General features: G+C 30.3%; 15 protein-coding genes. 11 read left to right on the top strand and 4 right to left on the bottom strand.

Features of this window, described 5'->3' with window-relative positions:
* Positions 1-104 precede the first annotated feature (104 nt).
* Entirely contained in the window at positions 105-2150 is a 2046-nt protein-coding gene (locus tag ACQ3F0_RS20895; RefSeq protein WP_428867662.1) for a TRAP transporter permease, read from the top strand.
* Positions 2151-2261: 111 nt separating this feature from the next.
* On the opposite strand, the gene ACQ3F0_RS20890 is transcribed toward ACQ3F0_RS20895, so the two are convergent.
* The gene (locus ACQ3F0_RS20890) at positions 2262-2822 is read right to left on the bottom strand and encodes a hypothetical protein (protein WP_428867661.1); all 561 of its coding nucleotides are present in this window, start codon (positions 2820-2822) and stop codon (positions 2262-2264) included.
* A gap of 89 nt (positions 2823-2911) precedes the next feature.
* Positions 2912-4702 (bottom strand): SpoIID/LytB domain-containing protein, encoded by a 1791-nt coding sequence (locus ACQ3F0_RS20885; protein WP_428867660.1) that lies wholly within the window; start codon positions 4700-4702, stop codon positions 2912-2914.
* Positions 4703-4804: 102 nt separating this feature from the next.
* Between ACQ3F0_RS20885 and ACQ3F0_RS20880 the strand changes: the two genes are divergently transcribed.
* The 8 genes from ACQ3F0_RS20880 to ACQ3F0_RS20845 all read left to right on the top strand — a co-directional run bounded on the left by ACQ3F0_RS20880 (position 4805) and on the right by ACQ3F0_RS20845 (position 16293).
* Positions 4805-6835: a penicillin-binding transpeptidase domain-containing protein gene (locus tag ACQ3F0_RS20880; protein ID WP_428867659.1), complete on the top strand. Its 2031-nt coding sequence runs from the start codon at positions 4805-4807 to the stop codon at positions 6833-6835.
* 98 nt (positions 6836-6933) lie between these two features.
* A complete protein-coding gene (locus ACQ3F0_RS20875) occupies positions 6934-8667 on the top strand; it encodes a sigma-54-dependent Fis family transcriptional regulator (RefSeq protein WP_428867658.1) in 1734 nt (577 codons plus the stop codon).
* 225 nt (positions 8668-8892) lie between these two features.
* Positions 8893-10116 (top strand): diaminopropionate ammonia-lyase, encoded by a 1224-nt coding sequence (gene dpaL / locus ACQ3F0_RS20870; RefSeq protein ID WP_428867657.1) that lies wholly within the window; start codon positions 8893-8895, stop codon positions 10114-10116.
* 27 nt (positions 10117-10143) lie between these two features.
* Entirely contained in the window at positions 10144-11319 is a 1176-nt protein-coding gene (locus tag ACQ3F0_RS20865; protein ID WP_428867656.1) for a YgeY family selenium metabolism-linked hydrolase, read from the top strand.
* A 75-nt stretch (positions 11320-11394) separates the two neighbouring features.
* Entirely contained in the window at positions 11395-11775 is a 381-nt protein-coding gene (locus ACQ3F0_RS20860; RefSeq protein ID WP_428867693.1) for a RidA family protein, read from the top strand.
* A gap of 59 nt (positions 11776-11834) precedes the next feature.
* Positions 11835-13349: a sodium-dependent transporter gene (locus ACQ3F0_RS20855; RefSeq protein ID WP_428867655.1), complete on the top strand. Its 1515-nt coding sequence runs from the start codon at positions 11835-11837 to the stop codon at positions 13347-13349.
* 143 nt (positions 13350-13492) lie between these two features.
* Positions 13493-14701, top strand: a complete 1209-nt coding sequence (locus tag ACQ3F0_RS20850) for a M24 family metallopeptidase (protein ID WP_428867654.1) — start codon at positions 13493-13495, stop codon at positions 14699-14701.
* A 392-nt stretch (positions 14702-15093) separates the two neighbouring features.
* Positions 15094-16293 carry a YgeY family selenium metabolism-linked hydrolase gene (locus ACQ3F0_RS20845; protein ID WP_428867653.1) on the top strand — a complete coding sequence of 400 codons (1200 nt, stop codon included), beginning with the start codon at positions 15094-15096 and terminating at the stop codon, positions 16291-16293.
* Between the two features lie 261 nt (positions 16294-16554).
* On the opposite strand, the gene ACQ3F0_RS20840 is transcribed toward ACQ3F0_RS20845, so the two are convergent.
* Both ACQ3F0_RS20840 and ACQ3F0_RS20835 read right to left on the bottom strand, forming a co-directional pair.
* Positions 16555-17442, bottom strand: a complete 888-nt coding sequence (locus ACQ3F0_RS20840) for a radical SAM protein (RefSeq protein WP_428867692.1) — start codon at positions 17440-17442, stop codon at positions 16555-16557.
* 45 nt (positions 17443-17487) lie between these two features.
* Entirely contained in the window at positions 17488-18555 is a 1068-nt protein-coding gene (locus ACQ3F0_RS20835; protein WP_428867652.1) for a YkvI family membrane protein, read from the bottom strand.
* 192 nt (positions 18556-18747) lie between these two features.
* Between ACQ3F0_RS20835 and ACQ3F0_RS20830 the strand changes: the two genes are divergently transcribed.
* Together ACQ3F0_RS20830 and mnmL are read left to right on the top strand one after the other, a co-directional pair.
* Positions 18748-19824 (top strand): hypothetical protein, encoded by a 1077-nt coding sequence (locus tag ACQ3F0_RS20830; protein WP_428867651.1) that lies wholly within the window; start codon positions 18748-18750, stop codon positions 19822-19824.
* A gap of 203 nt (positions 19825-20027) precedes the next feature.
* Positions 20028-20960, top strand: coding sequence for a tRNA modification radical SAM protein MnmL/YtqA (mnmL, locus tag ACQ3F0_RS20825; protein WP_428867650.1), 933 nt, complete (start codon positions 20028-20030; stop codon positions 20958-20960).
* Positions 20961-21013 lie beyond the last annotated feature (53 nt).

Raw genomic sequence — 21013 nt, 5'->3', positions numbered from 1 at the left:
TAAATCTATACAAGTCCATAACTCATTGAAGCCTGAGATTTTGTACATGTATAGATTAAGTTTCAATATGATTTATCTTTAATTAATAAGGAGAAGGTGAGATTTTGACTAAAAAAGAATTAAATAACAAAGAAGAAACTTTGTTGAGTGAGCAAGACTCTTTAACAGATGAAAAGTTAGATAAAATCAAAGAAATGGACAAGGAAGCCAACTTTAGAAAATTAACAGGAAAAGCGGCTTTACTTATTACAATTATTGGTGTTGCAATGTCATTATTCCAGTTATATACATCAGGTTTTGGATTATTAGGTGCTAGATTTCAAAGAACAATTCATTTAGCCTTTGCATTATCACTTATATTTTTATTGTATCCAGCTAATAAAAAATCTCCGAAAAATAGATTTACTATTTTTGATGTATTTTTCGCAGTGCTAGGAGTGGTAGTTAATTTATATATTGTAGTGAATTTTGAAGCTCTTGCAGCAAGAGCTGGATTACCAACTACTTTGGATGTTATTATGTCAATATTAGCAATTTTAGTTGTTTTAGAAGCTGCTAGAAGAGTTATTGGCATTGATTTACCTATATTAGGTGGTATCTTCTTGTTATATGCATACTTTGGACCTTACTTACCAGGTATATTTGCTCATAGAGGATACTCGGTTGAAAGAATATCTACTTATATGTTTTTAACTTTAGAAGGAATATATAGTACACCTTTGGCTGTAGCAGCAACTTATGTATTCTTATTTGTTTTATTTGGTGTTTTGGCTGATAAAACTGGATTAGGACAATTATTTATTGATATAGCTCTATCAATAGCTGGAAAAAGTACAGGTGGACCAGCAAAAGTTTCGGTAATTTCCAGTGGATTAATGGGGTCTATTAATGGTAGTTCTATAGCAAATACAGTTACAACAGGCGCTTTTACTATTCCTCTAATGAAAAGAACAGGCTATAAAGCACAATTTGCAGGAGCAGTTGAAGCAGCAGCATCTACTGGTGGACAGATAATGCCTCCGGTAATGGGTGCAGCAGCATTTATTATGTCAGAGTTTTTAGGAATTCCATATGTTAAAATAATTACAGCAGCAGTAATACCTGCGTTATTATACTATCTTGCAGTAGGTACAATGGTACATTATGAAGCAGCAAAGAATGATTTAAAAGGTATGGAAAGAGTACCACATTTACTTACAATCCTAAAAGAAAGAGGATATTTACTTTTACCTTTAGGTGTTATAATATTTCAATTGATGGGTGGATATACTCCATTAAGTGCAGGGTTTTATGGGTCAGTAAGTGCTATTATAGTTAGTTTTATAGCACAGTTTATAAAGAAAGAAAGTTACTTTACTTTTAAAGATTTGATATATGCATTAGAAGCAGGTGCAAAATCTGCTCTTGGTGTAACAGCAGCATGTGCTGCAGTTGGATTTATTGTAGGAACATGTACATTAACTGGGTTAGGACTAAGTTTTGCAGGACTAACAGTAAACTTAGCTCAAGGTGTTGTTGATTTCTTCGCATCAGTTGGGTTAACATTTATGGCTACTCAAGGAGTTCTATTGTTCTTTACATTAGTATTTACTATGATTGCATGTACAATATTAGGTTCTGGTATACCTACTACAGCAACATATATAATATTAGCAATGATTGCATCACCAGCATTAACTAAGTTAGGGGTTTCACCACTAGCTGCTCATATGTTTGTATTATACTTTGGTGTAGTTGCGGATTTAACACCTCCGGTAGCACTGGCTGCATATGCGGGGGCAGGTATAGCTGACTCGAATCCATTCTGGACAGGATTTACGGCGGTTAAATTAGCAATAGCAGCATTTATAGTACCATTTATATTTGTTTATTCACCTACATTATTATTGCAAGATGTGTCTATAGTAGAAGGTGGATTAGCTATTGCAACATCAATAATCGGAATATGGGCATTAGCAGTTGCTGTTGAAGGATTTATGAAAACAAAAGTATTATGGTTCGAAAGAATTATGTTATTTGTTGCAGCTATAGCATTATTATTGCCAGGTATTTCAAGTGATTTATTAGGTGTAGTTTTAACAGCTATTGTATACTTTACTCAAAAAGTTAGAGTGAAAAATTTAGAAAATAGTGTTCAAGAAACAGCTTAAGAACATTTAAAAATTAATAATTCTTAATTAATGAATAAAAAATGCCGTAACTTTGTTGTTATGGCACTTTTTTAGTTATAAGTTATAACTTATAACTTAACATAGCAAAATTCATTTCGCTATGTTAACGTGTATATCAATATCAAAGAGGCTAGGATTATCATCATCATTAAAAGAACTAAGTCTTAATAAAAGATTTTCATAACCTGATTCTTGTGGAACTAAATAAAAAACATCTCGTATAATACTCAGCTTATTCCATTCATCATGTAATAGAGATGACATTGGAGTTATAACGCTTTTTTCTTCTAATATTAGTTTTGATGCTTCATCCATATTTTTAATATTCCAAACATAAGATAAATTCCTATCAGAATTTAATGTTAGAATTAATTTGCTCTTATATGGAATGTTTATGTTGATAACATCATGATTTTTCACTTTGTATTTTTCAAATTTAATTGTATAATTCTTATAAATTCCTACATAAAGATATTTTTCTTTGTTATTATTTGATAATTTATAATGTTGTTGCTGAAGAACATGATTAATATTTACGTCTTTTTTAGAAAATACAAAAATAAGCTTTTTTGAAATATCAACATTGCTATAAATAATAATACTTAAAAATATAATTAGTAAAATCAAAGGTGACTTGGGGATTTTTTTCATAACACCAACCTCTAATAATTTTTCAGTGCACTAACTATTATATTTATATTCATTAATAATGTTATAATAGAAGAATTATTTAAATAATATTAATAAACTTCAACTATATTTGTCCCTTTATAGTAATATTTTAAAATATAATCATATTTATAATTATTTTTACTAAGATACATAGTTCCATATTGGCTCATACCTACACCGTGACCAAATCCACCACCATATACTATAAAACTATCATTAGTTTTTTGGATGGAAAAGAATGATGATGGTAAAGTATCCCATATTTTAAGAGGGTTATTTTCACCTCTTTCAATGTTTATCCTTGTATCACTTATATCATGTGCATCGTTAAAACATCGTCTAACGTTATTATCTTTTCTGATATTAATTGTGGCTTTTCTAAAAACAAAGGAAATTTCAATAATATTTCCACCAGAGCTTCTTTTAGTAACTAGTATGTTTTGAAGATTACCTATTTCTTTTGGAAAGCGTTCAATTTCTTTCCCTTTAACTAGAATTTTAACAAAATCTCTGCTTTTATTAAAGCGATCTAATAAAGATATTTTTAAATTCATTTCTAATAAATCCTTTGGATATATAACATTCCATCTAAAATATGGAGATATTTTATCGTAAGATTCTAATTCGGTATCTTTGAAAAATTCTAGCCATTCAACTTCAGTTTCTGGTCTAAAGATTTTTGATTCCATAAAATCATTTATAGAAAGGTATGGAACATCTGAACTTGAACCATCACTTCTGAACCAAATATTTTTGAAATCTGTACCATAACCACAGGAAGTAGAATAGTATTTCGCATCTATTGGTTTATTATTGTAAATTAGGATTTCACCTTCTGTTTCTTTTACTGCTTTAGATGTTAGTTCTTTTGGTAGAGTGTTATTATAAACTTGACTTTTGGTACTATCATCTACATGAAAACCTAATTTGGCATATCTATTATTTAGCATATCAGATATAGCATATGTACGAGCAGCTACAGCTTGACATTTTAATGATTGGAGGCCTCCTGTTGTTGGCATTTCAGAAGGAACTACTCTATTTAAGTATTCTTCTGTAGGTAATTCATTTATAAGAATGATTCCTTTATCAGTTGGGAATAATTCAATAGTATCTTTATATTCAGCATTGAACCTTGGCCATCCTCTTGTAATTTCATTAATAATAAAGCTATTTCCTTTTAAATAGATTCTACTATCAAAACTCATTTTTTCTTCATTTATATCAATGTTAATATGTCCATCATTAAATTCAATTACTATTTCTGAATCTTTTTCTATTTTACATGAGTAAGGTTTTTCAAAATTTATCAATTTCGTTTGAGAAGATGGTTTTATAGTTAGCTTTTTATGATAAATAGAAGTAAAAGAACTATCAGATATTGCGACTCTTATTTTTGAATAATCAATTGGATAGATCAAAAAAGTATGTAGAAAACCATTTTTATCAGGATAACTTTTATTATTATTTTTTCCTATAATAAGGTCTTTTGAAGTACAAGAATGTATTTCGTTATTTGAGTCTATCTTATAGTAATAAGTTTTTTTGTTTAAATTTATATTTCCAATATGCTCTAACTCATATTTATCTGAAGATTTTAGCATTACTCTATTTGAATAAGGTTCTTTAATATGAACTTTGTAAGTGAGTAGTTTATTATATTTGCAGTTTACTACTTGAAATTTAGCTACTTTTGAATTGGTGTTTGGAATGGTTTTTAATTCTCCTTTAGTATAAATTTCAAAACTATTAGAATTTTTACTTACAATAACCCCGTTTTCTATGGTTCTTGGATAAAAAATATAAATGAGCACTAGTAAAACGATAATCGGTATAACATATAGAAATCTATATTTCATAAATTAACTCCTTTGCATAAAATTACTATTAATATTATAATAGAACAGAGTCTAAAATACTATTCCAATATTTTACTAATTTAATTTTATGGGGGAGTTAAAATGAAAAAAATAAATTTGACAATTATAGTTTGTACTATTTTAATAATATTTTTAACAGGGTGTTCCAAAACGAAAAGTCCATTAGAGGAATTCGATGAATGCTCACAATTATGGATAAGTAGAAATTATAAAAGTATGTATGATTGCTTATCTACAGCGGCTAAAAATAGTATATCAGAAGAAAATTTTGAAAATGTTTATGAAGAATTCTATAAAAATATTGGATTGGAATCTATAAGTATAAAAAATCTTGCTGATGAAGAAAAGCTAGAAAAAATTATTAAAAAAGAAGAAAAGATAACTTTACCTATTGAGGTAAAGTTACAAACTGTTAACGGAGAAAAAGAATATAGTACTGATGTGATAATGGTCAAAGAGGATATAGATGGAGAAGATGTTTGGAATGTAGATTGGAGTTATGATTTAATCTATAAGGGTATGATAGACAGTGATAAAGTTGAAATTTCTTATGATAGTCCTATTAGAGGGGAAATTATTGATAGGAATGGAACAAAGTTAGCGCAAAATGGAAAAGTAGTTAGAGTAGGAATTGTCCCTGGAAGACTTGGGGATATGAAAGAAGAAATAATTAATGATATGGCGAAAGTATTTAATATTTCAGTTGAAAGTATTAATAAAAAGCTAAGCGCATCTTGGATAAAGGATGATAGTTTTGTAGATATTTTAAAAATATCAGAGGATAATCAAAATTTGATCGAAGAATTATATCTCAAAAATAAAGGGGCTACTTATAAAGAAATGAATGGAAGAGTTTATCCATATAAAGATGTAACTGCCCACCTTACAGGATATATCGGATATGTTAATGAAAAACAACTAGATGATTTAAAAACGTTAGGATTTACTAAAAATGATAAGATTGGTAAAACTGGATTAGAGAAAATATTTGATGAACAATTAAGGGGTGTACCAGGTAAAAAGATTTCTATTATTGATAAAAGCGGAAATTCTAAAGAAGTTATTTTTGAAAAAAAAGTAGTAGATGGAGAAGATGTAAAATTAACTATTGATATAGAGACTCAAATAAAATTATATAATGAATTAAAAAATGAGCAAGGGGTAGCGGCATGTATGAACTATAATACTGGAGAGGTTGTTGCATTGGTAAGTTCTCCCTCGTATGATCCAAATCAATTTATTCTTGGTATAAGTAGTGATGAGTATAATAACCTTCTAAATGATACCTCGAAACCATTGATGAATAGATTTACTAAAGTTTATGCGCCAGGTTCTGTTTTAAAACCAATAACAGCTGCGATAGCTCTTAATGAAAATAAAATAGATGATAACTTTACTATTGATGTAAAGGGGCTAAAATGGCAGAAGGATTCATCATGGGGCAAGTATTTTATAACAAGAGTAAAGGATTCAGGAGTACCTGTAGATCTAGAAAAAGCTATGGTTTACTCTGATAATATTTATTTTGGTAGAGTTGCTTTAGAAATTGGTGGAGATACATTTATAAAGAAAGCTAAAGAGTTTGGAATAGGCCAGGAATTAAAAATTCGTTATGGAACTGATAAATCTCAATTAGGGGTAAATGATAAAATAGATAACGAAATTTTACTTGCTGATACAGGCTATGGTCAAGGTAAGGTTTTAGTTAATATACTAAATATGCCTAAAGCATATTCTGCTTTTGTAAATTCAGGTAGAGTGGTAGAACCAAAATTAATTGCTGATGGAAAGGAAGCAGAAATAGATAATAGTATTATTTCAGAAGAAGTAGCTAATAAAATATTTGGGTTAATAACTAAAGTAATTGAAGATGAAAATGGTACAGGACATCAGGCGTTTATCTCTGGTAAAACCATTGGTGGTAAAACAGGAACAGCAGAAATTGGAGTAAACTCAGATAATTCCCAAAAGAAAGAACTTGGATGGTTTGTAGCAGTGGATAAGGATAGCAAAACACCATATATCACTACTATGATGATTGAAAATGTAGAAAATAAAGGTGGAAGCCACTATGTGGTACCAAAAGTAAGGTGTTTTATAGAAAGTTATTAAATGTGTAAGAAAATTCGCATTCTTTTGATATAATTAATAGTGAAGAACATATTTATATATCTAATTTAAGAACCCCATCAAAGGAGTTGTAGATAATAATGAATAAAGTTTTGAAAGAAATGCAAGACATTGTTAGCAAATATGCAGCTGTTTTATCTAAAGTATTAAGAGTAGATGTTGATATTGTTGATGATAAATTAGAAAGAATATCTGCCACTGGGATGCTAGAGGCAAAAGTTAATTTGAATATGTCTCATGAAGCACATGTTTATAAAAAAGTTTTACAAACAGGAGAAATGCAAGTAGTAAGCAAACCTAGAAAACAAAAAATATGTAAAGATTGTCCTAAAATAGATATCTGTGAAGAAGCTTTTGAAATGAGTACTCCAATAAAGATAGATAATAAAGTGATTGGAGTTATCGGGTTTGTTTGTTTTACTGAGAATCAAAAGGAACATATACTTGCAAATTTTGATACTTTTGTCCAGTTTCTAAATCAAATATCAGACTTAATAGCATCTAAGGCTTTTGAGGTAATTGAGAATAATAAAAAGTTAGCTATTCTAGATTTATTAAATAAAATTATTGATAAGATTGAACAAGGAGTAATAGTTTTAGATAAAAATTTTACAATATCAAAAACTAATTATATAGCGAGAGAAATGCTAAAATTAGGTAAAGATGAGAGTGGATTAGAAACTATTAATCTAGAACTAACAGGAAATCAGATTTTGGATTTAACAGAATATAGACTTGAAGTAGATGGGATTAAACACTATTTGGTAGGTAAGGTTTATGATATTAATATTGGTGATTTCAATAAATTTTTTATATTTAAAGATGCAAATATGGTAAAAGAAAATGCTGTAGCTCTTACAACTTCGAAAGAAAACCTTGGGTTATATAGAATACAGGGACAATCCCCACAATTACAAAATTCAAAAAATAAAGTTAAAATGATTGCTTCAGCAAGTTCTACAGTACTAATAAATGGTGAAAGCGGTACTGGGAAAGAGTTATTTGCCAGAGCATTACATGAAGAAAGTGATAGAAAAAATGCTGCATTTGTTGCAATTAATTGTGGAGCTATTCCTGAAAATCTAATAGAAAGTGAATTGTTTGGGTATGAAAAAGGCGCATTTACAGGAGCAGATCCAAAAGGTAAAATTGGTAAATTTGAATTAGCACAGAATGGGACTTTATTCTTGGATGAAATTGGGGATATGCCTTTATATATTCAGGTTAAACTATTAAGAGCATTGGAACAGAGAGAAATAGTAAGAATAGGGTCAAATAAGTCTATTAAAGTAAATGTAAGAGTTGTTGCTGCCACTAATAAAAACTTGGAAGAGATGATAGAAGAAAAAACTTTTAGAGAAGATCTTTATTATAGATTGAATGTTATTCCTTTGAATATTCCTTCTCTTAGGGAAAGAGATGGCGATATACATCTACTAGCCAATAGCTTTATAAGCAAGTATTCTAAACTATTTGATAAAAAAATCGTTAAGATTGAAGAAGAATTTTGGAGTTATATCGAGAATTATGAATGGCCAGGAAATGTTAGGCAGCTTCAGAATGTAATTGAATATGTAATTAATATGTTGGGGAATCATGGAGTTATAAAAGCTGATTTATTACCTAAAAAGATAAAAAATAATTCTATAAATCTAGAAATTGAAGATTTGAACATTGAGAATATGGAGAAAAAGGTTATAATGAAAGCTCTTGATCTTTATGGAGATGACGGGGACTCTAAAAAAATTGTTGCTGAAAAACTTGGAATTGGTATTGCAACGTTGTATAGAAAAATGAAAAAATATAATTTATAAATTATTTAAAAAGGGTGATTATCAAAATGATATTAAGTTATCATTTTGATAATCACCTCTTTTTTTTAGAGTTTTTAAGGGTTCGACAAATCTCATGTAAAAAAAACAAAAATAAAATTATCAATATGATAATTTTATTTAAAGATTTAATGGATAATAGGTGATTTTCAGTTGGCATGGATATTGCTAATATAATAAATGACAATTATTTTAGGCGGTGGATATATGAAAAAATTTGAGATGGTATATGGAATAGAAGCTGTTGTTAGTGAGGTTGCATCTGAAGGGTTTCCAGAAATTTTTAATGAAGAAGTAGTGGAGAGTGTAAGAAAGTTTCATGCATCTATTAAAGGCTATAAAGCTACACCATTAGTTAAATTGGATGCTCTTGCTAAAGAATTAGGGATATCTAATATTTATGTTAAAGATGAATCTTATAGATTTGGATTGAATGCATTTAAAAGTTTAGGTGGAACTTTTTCTATAGCTAAAGTATTATGTGAAAAACTTAGGAAAAATATTGATGAAATTACTTTTGATTATTTAAAATCAAAAGAGGTTAGCGAAAAAATCAAAGATATGGTTTTTGTAACCGCTACAGATGGTAATCATGGAAGAGGAGTGGCATGGGCTGCAACTCAATTGGGATGCAAATCAGTTGTTTATTTACCAAAAGGCTCAGCACAAAGAAGAGTTGATGCTATTAGAGAAGCTGGTGCAGAAGCTTATGTTACAGATTTAAACTATGATGATGCTGTAAGATTAGCAACGCAAAAGGGTAAGGAAAATGGATGGCATTTAGTTCAAGATACAGGATTTGAGGGGTATGAAAAAATACCAAATTGGATATCACAAGGATATATAACTATGGCAGATGAAGCATTAGACCAATTAAAACTAGATGGAATTGTAAAACCGACACATGTTTTCTTGCAGGCTGGTGTAGGTGCAATGGCCGGAGGAGTTTTAGGATACTACGTAAATAAATTTAAAGGGAATCACCCAATTACTGTCATTATTGAACCAGAACAAGCAGCATGTATTTACAAATCTGCGTTAGCTGGAGATGGAAAAGCACATAATGTTACAGGAGATTTAAATACTATTATGGCTGGATTAGCATGTGGGGAGCCTAATACTGTTACATGGGAAATATTACGAGATTTTGCTAGTGCTTATGTGTCTTGTCCAGATTATGTATCAGCAAATGGAGTGAGAATACTAGCAAGTCCTATGGGTGAGGATAAGAAAGTAATATCAGGTGAATCAGGGTCAGTTGGAGTTGGACTTATTGATTTATTGATGTCAAAACCTGAATTAGAAGTATTTAAGAATGCTATAGGGCTAGATGAAAATTCAGTTGTACTTTTCTTTAACACTGAAGGAGATACAGATCCAGAAAATTACAGGAAAATAGTTCATTATGGAAAAAATCCATCAATTATTTAATAAAGGGCATTAGAAGGGGGTGAAATAATGAAGGCTAAAATACAAGATTTCTTGTCAAATATAGAGAGTGAACTAATAAAATTTGCTCAAGACATTGTAAGAATAAAAAGTTACACAGGGCAAGAGGAAGAATTGGCGATGTTTGTTAAAGGCAAGATGATAGAACTTGGATATGACGATGTAATCGTAGACAAACTAGGTAATGTAATAGGTGTAATAGGTAATGGAGAAACAAAAGTACTTTACGATTCACATATTGATACTGTTGAAGTAAATGATGCAGAAGAATGGTCAGTAGATCCATTTGGTGGAGAAATAATAGATGGTAAAATATACGGTAGAGGTGCAGCAGATATGAAGTCAGGTGTTGCTGCCACTGTTTATGCTGGATATGCTATAAAGAAATTAGGGTTAGACAAAGGGAAAACAGTCTATATATCAACATCTGTAATGGAAGAAGATTACGAAGGGAAAGCAATCACGCATTTTGTAGAGGAATATAATATTCGACCAGATTATGTGATTATTTGTGAACCGAGTTCTTTGAATTTAGCATTAGGACACAAAGGACGAGCAGTTTTTAAAGTTGATATAGAAGGTGTAGCTGCTCATGGAAGTGCTCCTGAAAAGGGAGTAAATGCAATATATAAAATGAAAACAATTATTGATAGAGTTGAAGAATTGGGTAAAAAGTTTATGGGCATGGAAGGCGAAAAGGGTGCATTAGCTCTTACAAAGATAGAAAGTGAAGCAGTATCGATTAATGCAATTCCAGACAAATGCAGTGTATATCTTGACAGAAGACTGGTTAAGGGTGAAGACAAAACATTTATAGACAAAGAAATGGAAACTTTATTAGATGGAATAGATGCAACGTGGGATATTTTCAATAAAACAGGTAAAACTTGGACAGGAGAAGATTTGATATTACATTCTTTCTTGCCATGTTGGGAAATTGATAAAGAAAATAAGCTTGTTAAGGCATCACTTAATGCATTTGAAGAGTTAAACGGTAAAACACCTAGAATGTTTAAATGGGATTTTTGTACAAATGGTGTTGGAACAGCAGGAAATATGGGCATACCAACAATTGGCTTTGGACCAGCAGATCCTAAGCTTGCACACACAAGAGATGAGAATTGTCCAATAGCAGATATTATAAAAGCTTGTGAGTTCTATACTAATTTAGTAAATTATTTATAATGTGGGTTAACCACATTATAAATATATGAATACGTTTTCTAAAGATAAATAAAATAAAAAATTAGTGGAGGGATTATTATGAAAAAAATTATTAGCACAGAAAAAGCACCAGCAGCAATTGGACCATATTCCCAAGGAATAATAGTAAATAATATGGTATATACTTCAGGTCAATTACCAATTCATACAAGTACAGGCGAATTTCCAAAAACTATAAAAGAACAAACAAGACAGTCTCTTGAAAATGTAAAGGCAGTTATTGAAGACGCAGGTTCAAGCATGGATAAAGTTGTAAAAACAACAGTATTTCTAAGCGATATGAACAATTTTGTTGAAATGAATGAAGTTTATAAAGAATTTTTTACAGATAATTACCCAGCTAGAAGTGCTGTAGAAGTTGCACGTTTACCTAAAGATGCCCTCGTTGAAATTGAAGTGGTAGCAATTATTAATTAATTTATTTTAATTTATTATTAATATAAAAACAAACATTATTTTGGAGGTGCTTTAATAAAATGGCTAAAAGTGAAAACGTTAAAGGTTTTGCTAGTAGATGGGGTTTGGTTCTCACGTTGATTGGAGCTTCAGTAGGAACGGGAAATGTATGGAGATTTCCTAGAATGGTAGCATTAAAAGGTGGTGGCTCATTTGTTTTGGCTTGGACTATCTTATTGTTTGCTATATCTATCCCAATTATTATCGCGGAAATGGTTATGGGAAGAGCTACTAGACATGGTGCAGCTGGTGCATTTAAAGATTTCATTGGCAAGAAGTATTCCTGGATGGGTGCTTTTATGGCCGCGACTACAGTTGCAATCGCTGCTTATTACACTGTAGTAATGGGTTGGTGTTTACAATATGCAGTTGTTGCTTTAAAAGGGTTTGGTGGATATGATGCAGAAGGGTTAACTAATCTCTTTGAAAACATTTCCAATGGATTGACAAATGTTGCAGTATTTGCAGGCGTGTCAATATTAACAGCTATAATTGTGTCTCAAAAGATTAGTAAAGGAATAGAAGTTATTGGGAAGTTTTTAACGCCATTTTTATATATAGTACTTATTCTTTTAGTAGGTAGAGCTCTTACCCTTCCAGGTGCAATTGAAGGAGTAAAACGTTATTTCCAAATATCACCAGAAACTTTTTTTAATGCTGATACTTGGATGGCAGCTTTATCACAATCTGCTTGGTCAGTTGGTCCTGGTTTTGGTTTAGTGCTTACTATGGGTGTTTATACTAAGGCAAAGTCAGATGTGGCTCTAAATGAATTTATGCAAGGACTTGGAGATAATTCAGCAGCGTTGTTAGCAGGATTTGCTGTATTGCCAGCATTATTTGCGCTATCTCCTTCAGTGGAGGCAGCTACTGCGATTTGTGAATCTGGAAATTATGGTTTAACATTTATAGCTTTAACTCAACTTTTTGCAAAGATGCCTGGTGGTTCAATTCTAGCTTTCTTGTTCTTCTTGTCACTGTTCTTTGCAGCACTAACAGCAAATGTTATATTTTTCAGTACAGGAGTAGTTCCTTTGATGGATGCTAAAATGTCTAGAAAAAAAGCTACAGGTATTATTTTCATTATTACATTAGTATTAGGAAGTTTTTCAGCCTATAATATTAATTTCTTAAGTAATCAGGATTGGGTTTGGGGAATGGCTTTATTAATTGGAACAATATTTACTTGTTTTGCAATATGGAAATTTGGGGCTGAAAAAATCAGAACTAAATATATTAATATTCCAGAGAATGAGGTGTATATTGGTAAGTGGTGGAATGTATCAGTTTTATTTGTAACTCCAGTACTTATAATTGTAATGTTTGTTTGGTGGACAATTCAATCTATAGGGTGGTATGAAAATTGGTGGAATCCATTCTTAGTAGATAGTACAGGTACTTTTATAGTTCAAATACTTATATTAATAGGTGTATTATTGATATTTAATAAAAAGATTTCTGAAAGTGCTAAAAATAACTATATTGACTCAGTTTCTGAAGGGTACCCTGAGATACCAGTAGAGCATCAAAACTAATAAGGGAGGAATAATATTATGCCAATCAGTTCAATTGCATGTATGATTATAGCTATAGTCCTTAATTGGGGAGCAGCCATTTGGTGTATTGCTAAAATACAAAAATCTGAAAATAAAGACCATTAAAGGAAGGATGAGTATAAATGTTTGCAAATAATGTTCCATTTAAAGAGTTCAAAAAAAGACGTTTGCATTGTCAAGAAGAAGTTAAAAATCGTGGATTAAAAGGTGTTATGATTTGGTCAAGAGGAGGAGGTACTTGGGACAGATATGCAGGGGTTGATTACTTTGCTAATCATTATCAACAAAGATGTTACTTGCCAGATCAAGAACCTCTTTGGAGTGGACGTTCTCATTGTGTATTGATGATTCCAGCAGTAGGAGAACCAGTACTTTTGGTTACTACTATGGAATTTAGAAAAGACTTAGTAGCCGTTGAAGATATAAGATATAGCACAGACTTCTTTGGATTGATATCTGAGACAGCAAAAGAGTTAGGAATGAGCCAAGGTGAAGTTGGGGTAATGTATGAGGATGTTTTAACTTGGAAAATTGGCAAAAAGATGAAAGAACAAATGCCAGAATTAAAAATGGTTCCATGTGATGATATTCTTTCCGATATGAGAGTTGTTAAGTCTCCAAGAGAGATTCAAGCTATAAGAAAGGCAAATGAAATTGGAAGCGAAGCAGTAGAGATTATTATGAAAAATGTTGCTCCGGGAAAAACTGAAGCACAAATACTTGGACCGGCTATGGATAAGATATACTCTGAAGGGGCTGTATTATATTTCGTAGTTACTAGCTCTGGACCTAATAGTGATGCGGTACATAGCATAGATTTTCCTGGCTACGACTCAAATAGGATAATTCAAAAAGGAGAAATGTTTAAAGTAGATTTAATAATTTGTTATGAAGGGTATATTTGTGACTTTGGAAGAACTACAATTGTTGGTATGGAGCCTACGAAAGAACAACGAAGAATTATTGAAGCTGTTGTAGATTCTTGTGAATATGTAATTAGCTTGATAAAACCAGGAGTTACAGTTAAGGAACTATGTAAAGCTGGAGATGAGTTTTTATTAAGTAGAGGGGTTTCATTATCAGCAGAACAAAATGATGAAAATCAAATTTATGCTGCTTTCCCTCCACATTGGGGACATAGTATTGGTATGACTTGGGAACGTCCTTGGTTTATTAATGAGGAAGATGTTGTTTTAGAAGAAAATATGTATCTTGCTGTTGAAAAAGGATTGTATCAACCAGGAATGGGAACTGCTACATATGAACAAAATCTTATTGTAACTAAAAATGGAGCAGAAGTTCTTACTACAACAAGGAAATTATGGTTATAAAAGAAATTTAGAATAATATTTTATTGAGCTACAGTTTTGAACTGTAGCTCAATAATTTTTATTATAATCAGGAATAAAACTTTCAGACACAGTGCCTTCATCTTGGATAAAGGCACTTTTTTAAGAATCAAGTTAAATGATTTCAAAAATATTTTTGTAAATTTAAAAAATTTTTGTAAATCATATTGATTTTAAGAATAAATATTGATATACTAAATTCATGAAAGCAATACATTTTTTTCAACATATGACATGTTATGTGAACGAAAAGATTATCAAAAGGGATTTCATCTTAATTTAGACAAAACTTTAAAATCAACTACTAGGAATGGAGATAAAATTCTATTTTTGAAATTATTAAGTTGTTAAATAAATTATAGGAGGCACACATTATGGAATTTAATAGTATAAAATTAAAAGCAGAGGGCTATGAAGCTCAAATGACAAAATTTTTACGTGATTTAATTGCAATCCCTGGTGAAAGTACAGAAGAAGAAGGCGTAATTAGAAGAATCTATGAAGAGATGGAGTCTCTTGGTTTTGATAAAGTAGAAATAGATAAAATGGGAAATGTTTTAGGTTACATGGGAACAGGCGAAACTCTTATAGCCTATGATGCTCATATTGACACTGTTGGACTTGGTGAACTAGGTAACTGGACATTTGATCCATACAAAGGGTACGAGAATGATGAAGAAATTGGTGGACGTGGCGCATCAGATCAACTTGGTGGTATAGTTTCTGCTACATATGGAGCAAAAATCATGAAAGATATGGGTCTTTTATCAGATAAATATACTGTTTTAGTAACTGGGACAGTACAAGAAGAAGATTGTGATGGGTTATGTTGGCAGTATATACATAACGAAAGCAAAATCAAACCTGAATTTGTTGTTATAACAGAACCAACAAACGGAAATATATGTAGAGGGCAACGTGGTCGTATGGAAATCCGTGTTGAAGTTAAAGGAGTTTCTTGCCATGGTTCAGCACCTGAACGTGGTGATAATGCAATTTATAAAATGGCTGATATTCTTCAAGAAATTAGAGTTCTTAATGAAAACTTACATTATGATTCATTCTTAGGTAAAGGAACTGTAACTGTTTCTGAAATCTTCTTTAATTCTCCATCTCGTTGCGCAGTTGCTGATATGTGTACAATTTCTCTTGATCGTCGTTTAACAGATGGTGAAACTTATGAAATGGCTCTTGAAGAAGTTCGTTCTCTTCCTTTTGCAAAAAAATATAATGCCGAAGTAACAATGTACAAATATGAAAGACCAACTTGGACAAACCTTGTTTATCCAACTGATTGTTATTTTCCAACATGGGTAATTCCTGAGGATGCGCCTGCTACAAAAGCAATGGTTGAAGCATATGAAGGCATGTACGGAACACCTGTAGTAGATAAATGGACGTTCTCTACTAATGGAGTTTCAATAATGGGTAGATATGGAATTCCTTGTATTGGATTTGGTCCTGGTAAAGAAGAAGAAGCTCATGCACCAAATGAAAAAACTTGGAAAGCTGACTTAGTTAAATGTGCTGCTGTGTACGCTGCTCTTCCAACAATTTATTGTAAAAACAAATAATTTAGATATATCAGTTTTAAAATTATCTTATTCCTAATTATTCATAGGTTCATATTCATATCTTAATTGTAAAAAATTAGATTTGGATTTGAACCTATTTGTATTTATATTGTTCGTAATTTTTGAGTTAGTAGAATGAATATCAAATATGATATGTTCAATTGAGTCAATAAAATAAGCTTTGTCTGATAATGAAGGGTTAAAATACATTATGGACTATATCCCAAAAAAAGGATATGAAAAAATTTATAAAAAGGAAGCCTAGAAATCTTTATTGAAATCAGGAATAAAACTCTCAGACACAGTACCCTCATCTTGAATAAATGCATTTTTTATGCCTTTTGAAATACAATACTCGGTTAATGATTCATAATGCTTTGGATTAATTGATTTATTTATTTCTGGATATTCACAGCTTCTAAAGGTTGGAGTATATTGATTCATTAAGCTAAGATATACATTATCGCCGTAAATATTGAATATATAATCAATAATTTTTTTTGAATCAAATAATAAACCTGGAAGCATAAGGTGACGAATTATAATTCCTTTTTGCATTATATTTTTTTCATCAAAATCGGGACTACCTACATTACGATACATTTCAGAAATAGAATTTTTTGCAATACTAAAATAATCTGGAGCATTTGAATACTTTTGGGCGTATTTACCATTAAAATACTTCAAATCTGCAAGATAAATATCTATATAATCTTTAAGACCGCCTATGGTTTCTACATTTTCATAACTATTAGTATTATAGACAATAGGAATAGTTAATCCGTTTTTCTTGGCTAGTTTTATTGCTTCAATTATCTGAGGTACATAATGAGTTGGAGTAACCAAATTTATATTATGAGCACCTTTTGATTGTTGAGAGATCATAATATCTGAAAGTTCTTTAATAGAAAACTCTTTACCGTACCCGGAAGAACTAATTTTATGGTTTTGGCAAAATACACATTTAAGATTACAATTAGAGAAAAAAATAGTTCCAGAACCCTTAGAGCCGGATATGCAAGGCTCTTCCCACATATGGAGTGAAACATGAGCAATTTTAATTTTCTTTCCACTGTTACAAAAGCCTAATTCGTTTTCTAATCTATTAACACCACAATTTCTTGGACATAAAGTACAGTTTCTTAACATTTCTTCGTAAGTTTTTGATTTCATTCTTTTTACCTCATCTTATGATTAGTTCTTGATTTTCAATTGTTTTTTGTTCTTATAATAAAATATAACACATTGAATCATAAAAACAATACTTATAGCTCCAAAAACAGGGTAAATATAATTAATCAAAGTTACAAACCCAATTTGAGATATAGGAATTGCTAATAGAAGTATTATTATAACTGACTTCCTATAAGAAATCCCAAAAACATGAGAAAGTGTTTTTCCTAAACTATAAATATCGGAAACTTCAGTTGAAAACATTTCAAGCCACATTACACCTAAAAGTAAAAGCTGGATCAAAAAACCGAATCTATTCGCAATATATAAAAGTGGAATGTCATATTTAAATATGTATGGTACATTTAAAATTAGCATTAAGTTTATCATAAATGCAATAATTGTTAAAACGGTAGCGCCTATTAAAACACCCCATTCTAGTATGTTTCTTTTTTTTATTTCAGAGCTTAAAGGAACAAGTACACCGCTACAAGATATAATATTAAATCCTGCATACAATAAACATGATATAAACCAATGAGTTTTAAAATTTGGTATGCTCTTTATATAATTAGAATTAGCAACATCTTTTGAAAAAAATATGTATAGGACAAAAATAGTTGTTATTATTGTAACTAAAGTAGGTACAATAAAAGAATTTACTTCTATAAGCCCGTCTGTATTTCTCATTAAGGTAATTAAAGAGACAAATAACATAAGGATAATGCCAAACCATTTTGAAACATTAAAATATTGATGAAAAAGTGCTCCGCTACCAGCTAGTATGATTGAAGCGCCACATAAAAGAAAGAGACCTGTCATCTTATCAATAATTAAACCTAAAAAGCCTGGACTAATAATTTTTATAAATTCGTTATAAGAGCTTAACTTATATTGAGTGCTAATTCTTATTATAAAAAACCCCATGAAAATATATATTAAGAAACAAATTATTATTCCATAAAAACTTCTATAACCGTATTTAGTGAAAAATAATGTTATTTCCTCGCCAGAAGCTAATCCAGCCCCTACTATGGTTCCAATAAAAACAGCTGCTATTTGAAAAGTTAAAACAAAATTTTTTTTCATTTACATCCTCCATAGAAATACTTTCCTCTTAATAAATATATAAGAGAATTATAAGAAAATGCATTATAAAATAATTTCTTTGGCGCAAAATAATAGTTGATGATACTTGTAACAAGAAATAAAATAAAGTTTGTTCAATAAATAAAAGTAGAGATAACTATAATCCGTTAATTAAAGGAAAGGAGAGTTGTTATGAAAAAAATACTCAGTTTGATTATCATGTTATTATTATTATTTTCATTTACATCTTGCAAAAAAGAGAAGATTGAAAACGTAAAAGAAAAAGATGAATATGAAGTTGAAGAGGCTACCAAGATAGTAAAAGGATATTTGGATAATTTAATAAGTGGAGATTTAAGCAAGAGCAATAGTTTTTTATCAGAGAACATAAAAGAAAATAGTATAGAAGAAAACGTAGATAATATGGTTATAAATAGTTTTAAGATTGAAGAAGTTAATGAGTCAGAAGAAAAAGCTTTTTTTACTGTTAAAGTTAGTAAACAAGATAAAAATAGTTCAAAGGCTATTCTATCAAAATATCTTATTAAAGTAAAAAAAGAAAATATGGAATATAAAATTGAGGATATAAATAATTCACTTCAAAGAGAAATATTTAGTTTTAAAGATTCATTGAGAATTAGATTTGAAAATGCTACTGATACAAATTTATTAGTAGAAATAGATGGTATAGGGAGCTATATCTATCCTAAAGATGATAAAGCAAAGCTCAGTATGAAGGCAGTTCCAAAAGATAAGTTTGCTTTGACAAGTTTTTCATATGAGGGTGATTTAGTTGCTATTACAACTGAAGATAGTAACACATTTGTTGGAGTTATAAGTATTGATGAGACAACTCAAACAGCAGGAGAGGAGAAAGAGAAGGAACCAGAAGATGAAGACAGTGGTAAAGGGATGAAATTAAAAGAAAAACCAATGGGAAAGAATATAATTCCCTGTGATTTACTAATGAATTCAAAAGTCAGTGATTTAGTTTTTTCTTTAGATGAAAAATATTTAATAGCCCAATATATAAAAGCTGATAGTATTAATTGCTTTAGAGTTTATTCAACAGAATCTGGCGACTTGATCCCTGTAAAATTAGAAGAAGAATTTCCTTTAAACAAAGTAGATATTTATTTTGTGAATATTGACGATGATAAAATATATTTCGATGTTATTGACAAAGATGGAGCAGATGAAAAGTATTTGGGTAGGTGGCAGATAGATTTAAAAGAAAAAAATTTGAAAAAAGATACTAAAGAAGAATAATTAAGTTTTACTATGATTCTATATATTTCTACAGTTTATGCTATGGTTATTCCGCAAAAAGTAATTTAGTTGAACTTTAACCACAATATATAGCGTCAGAACGCTTCAATCTGCGGTAGATATTGTAGTTGATTTTAGTTCAACTTACTTTTTGTGGTTTAACCATGCTATAATTAATAATTATAATTATAGGCGGTGAATATATGCAAAAAGTTTGGGGAGAAAAGAGATATCATACCCTAAATTATTTCCTAAGGAATAAATTTGGTGAGAAAGTGTTCAAGATATCTTTAGATGCTGGATTTTCATGTCCTAATAGAGATGGGACAATAAGCACTGGCGGTTGTTTGTTTTGTAGTGAAAGAGGTTCTGGAGACTATGCTGGAGATAGAAGTTTTTCTATCACAGAACAGTTTGAAGATATAAAAGAAATGATGAAGAAAAAATGGAAATCTGGTAAGTATATTGCTTATTTTCAAGCATACACAAATACTTATGCATCTGTAGAAGTATTGAGAAAAAAATACGATGAAGCAGTAGCACAGGATGGGGTAGTAGCTCTTGCAATTGCAACTAGACCTGATTGTTTAGATGAAAAAGTACTTGATTTGATACAGGAGTATAGTAATAAGGTTTATACTTGGGTAGAATTAGGACTTCAAACAGTAAACGAAAATACTGCTAAATTGATAAATAGAGGTTATAAAATTGAAACTTTTGAAGAAGCATTAGATAATTTAAGGAGAAGAGGAATTGATGTTGTAGTACATACTATATTTGGTTTACCTGGTGAAAATGAAAAAGATATGCTAAGAACCATCGAATATTTAGCTAATAAAGACATTCAAGGGATTAAAATGCATTTATTACATTTGATGAAGGACACTCCTATTGTTAATTTATATAACAAAGGAGGAGTAGATATATTAACTAAAGATCAGTATATTGATATTATATGCAAATCTATAACAAAACTTCCTCAAGATGTTGTTATTCATAGGCTTACTGGGGATGCTCCAAGAAGTTTACTCATAGAGCCAATTTGGAGTTTGAAAAAATGGGAAGTCTTAAATGCCATAGATTGGACTCTTGAAAAAAATGGTTTATATCAGGGTTTGTATTTTCCTACAAATTAGGTCTAAGAGATTTGTTTGTTTTGCGAATGGAATATTGTAAGTATAAGATGTAC

It is taken from the genome of Clostridium sediminicola, assembly GCF_050402865.1.
GTDB lineage: Bacteria > Bacillota > Clostridia > Clostridiales > Clostridiaceae > Clostridium_AF > Clostridium_AF sediminicola.
This window is presented reverse-complemented; position numbering and strand designations above follow the sequence as displayed.

Coding starts and splice junctions, on each gene's coding strand:
- ACQ3F0_RS20890 (WP_428867661.1), bottom strand. CDS start 2,822: ATGAAAAAAATCCCCAAGTCACCTTTGATTTTACTAATTATATTTTTA.
- ACQ3F0_RS20885 (WP_428867660.1), bottom strand. CDS start 4,702: ATGAAATATAGATTTCTATATGTTATACCGATTATCGTTTTACTAGTG.
- ACQ3F0_RS20880 (WP_428867659.1), top strand. CDS start 4,805: ATGAAAAAAATAAATTTGACAATTATAGTTTGTACTATTTTAATAATA.
- ACQ3F0_RS20875 (WP_428867658.1), top strand. CDS start 6,934: ATGAATAAAGTTTTGAAAGAAATGCAAGACATTGTTAGCAAATATGCA.
- dpaL (WP_428867657.1), top strand. CDS start 8,893: ATGAAAAAATTTGAGATGGTATATGGAATAGAAGCTGTTGTTAGTGAG.
- ACQ3F0_RS20865 (WP_428867656.1), top strand. CDS start 10,144: ATGAAGGCTAAAATACAAGATTTCTTGTCAAATATAGAGAGTGAACTA.
- ACQ3F0_RS20855 (WP_428867655.1), top strand. CDS start 11,835: ATGGCTAAAAGTGAAAACGTTAAAGGTTTTGCTAGTAGATGGGGTTTG.
- ACQ3F0_RS20850 (WP_428867654.1), top strand. CDS start 13,493: ATGTTTGCAAATAATGTTCCATTTAAAGAGTTCAAAAAAAGACGTTTG.
- ACQ3F0_RS20845 (WP_428867653.1), top strand. CDS start 15,094: ATGGAATTTAATAGTATAAAATTAAAAGCAGAGGGCTATGAAGCTCAA.
- ACQ3F0_RS20840 (WP_428867692.1), bottom strand. CDS start 17,442: ATGTTAAGAAACTGTACTTTATGTCCAAGAAATTGTGGTGTTAATAGA.
- ACQ3F0_RS20835 (WP_428867652.1), bottom strand. CDS start 18,555: ATGAAAAAAAATTTTGTTTTAACTTTTCAAATAGCAGCTGTTTTTATT.
- ACQ3F0_RS20830 (WP_428867651.1), top strand. CDS start 18,748: ATGAAAAAAATACTCAGTTTGATTATCATGTTATTATTATTATTTTCA.
- mnmL (WP_428867650.1), top strand. CDS start 20,028: ATGCAAAAAGTTTGGGGAGAAAAGAGATATCATACCCTAAATTATTTC.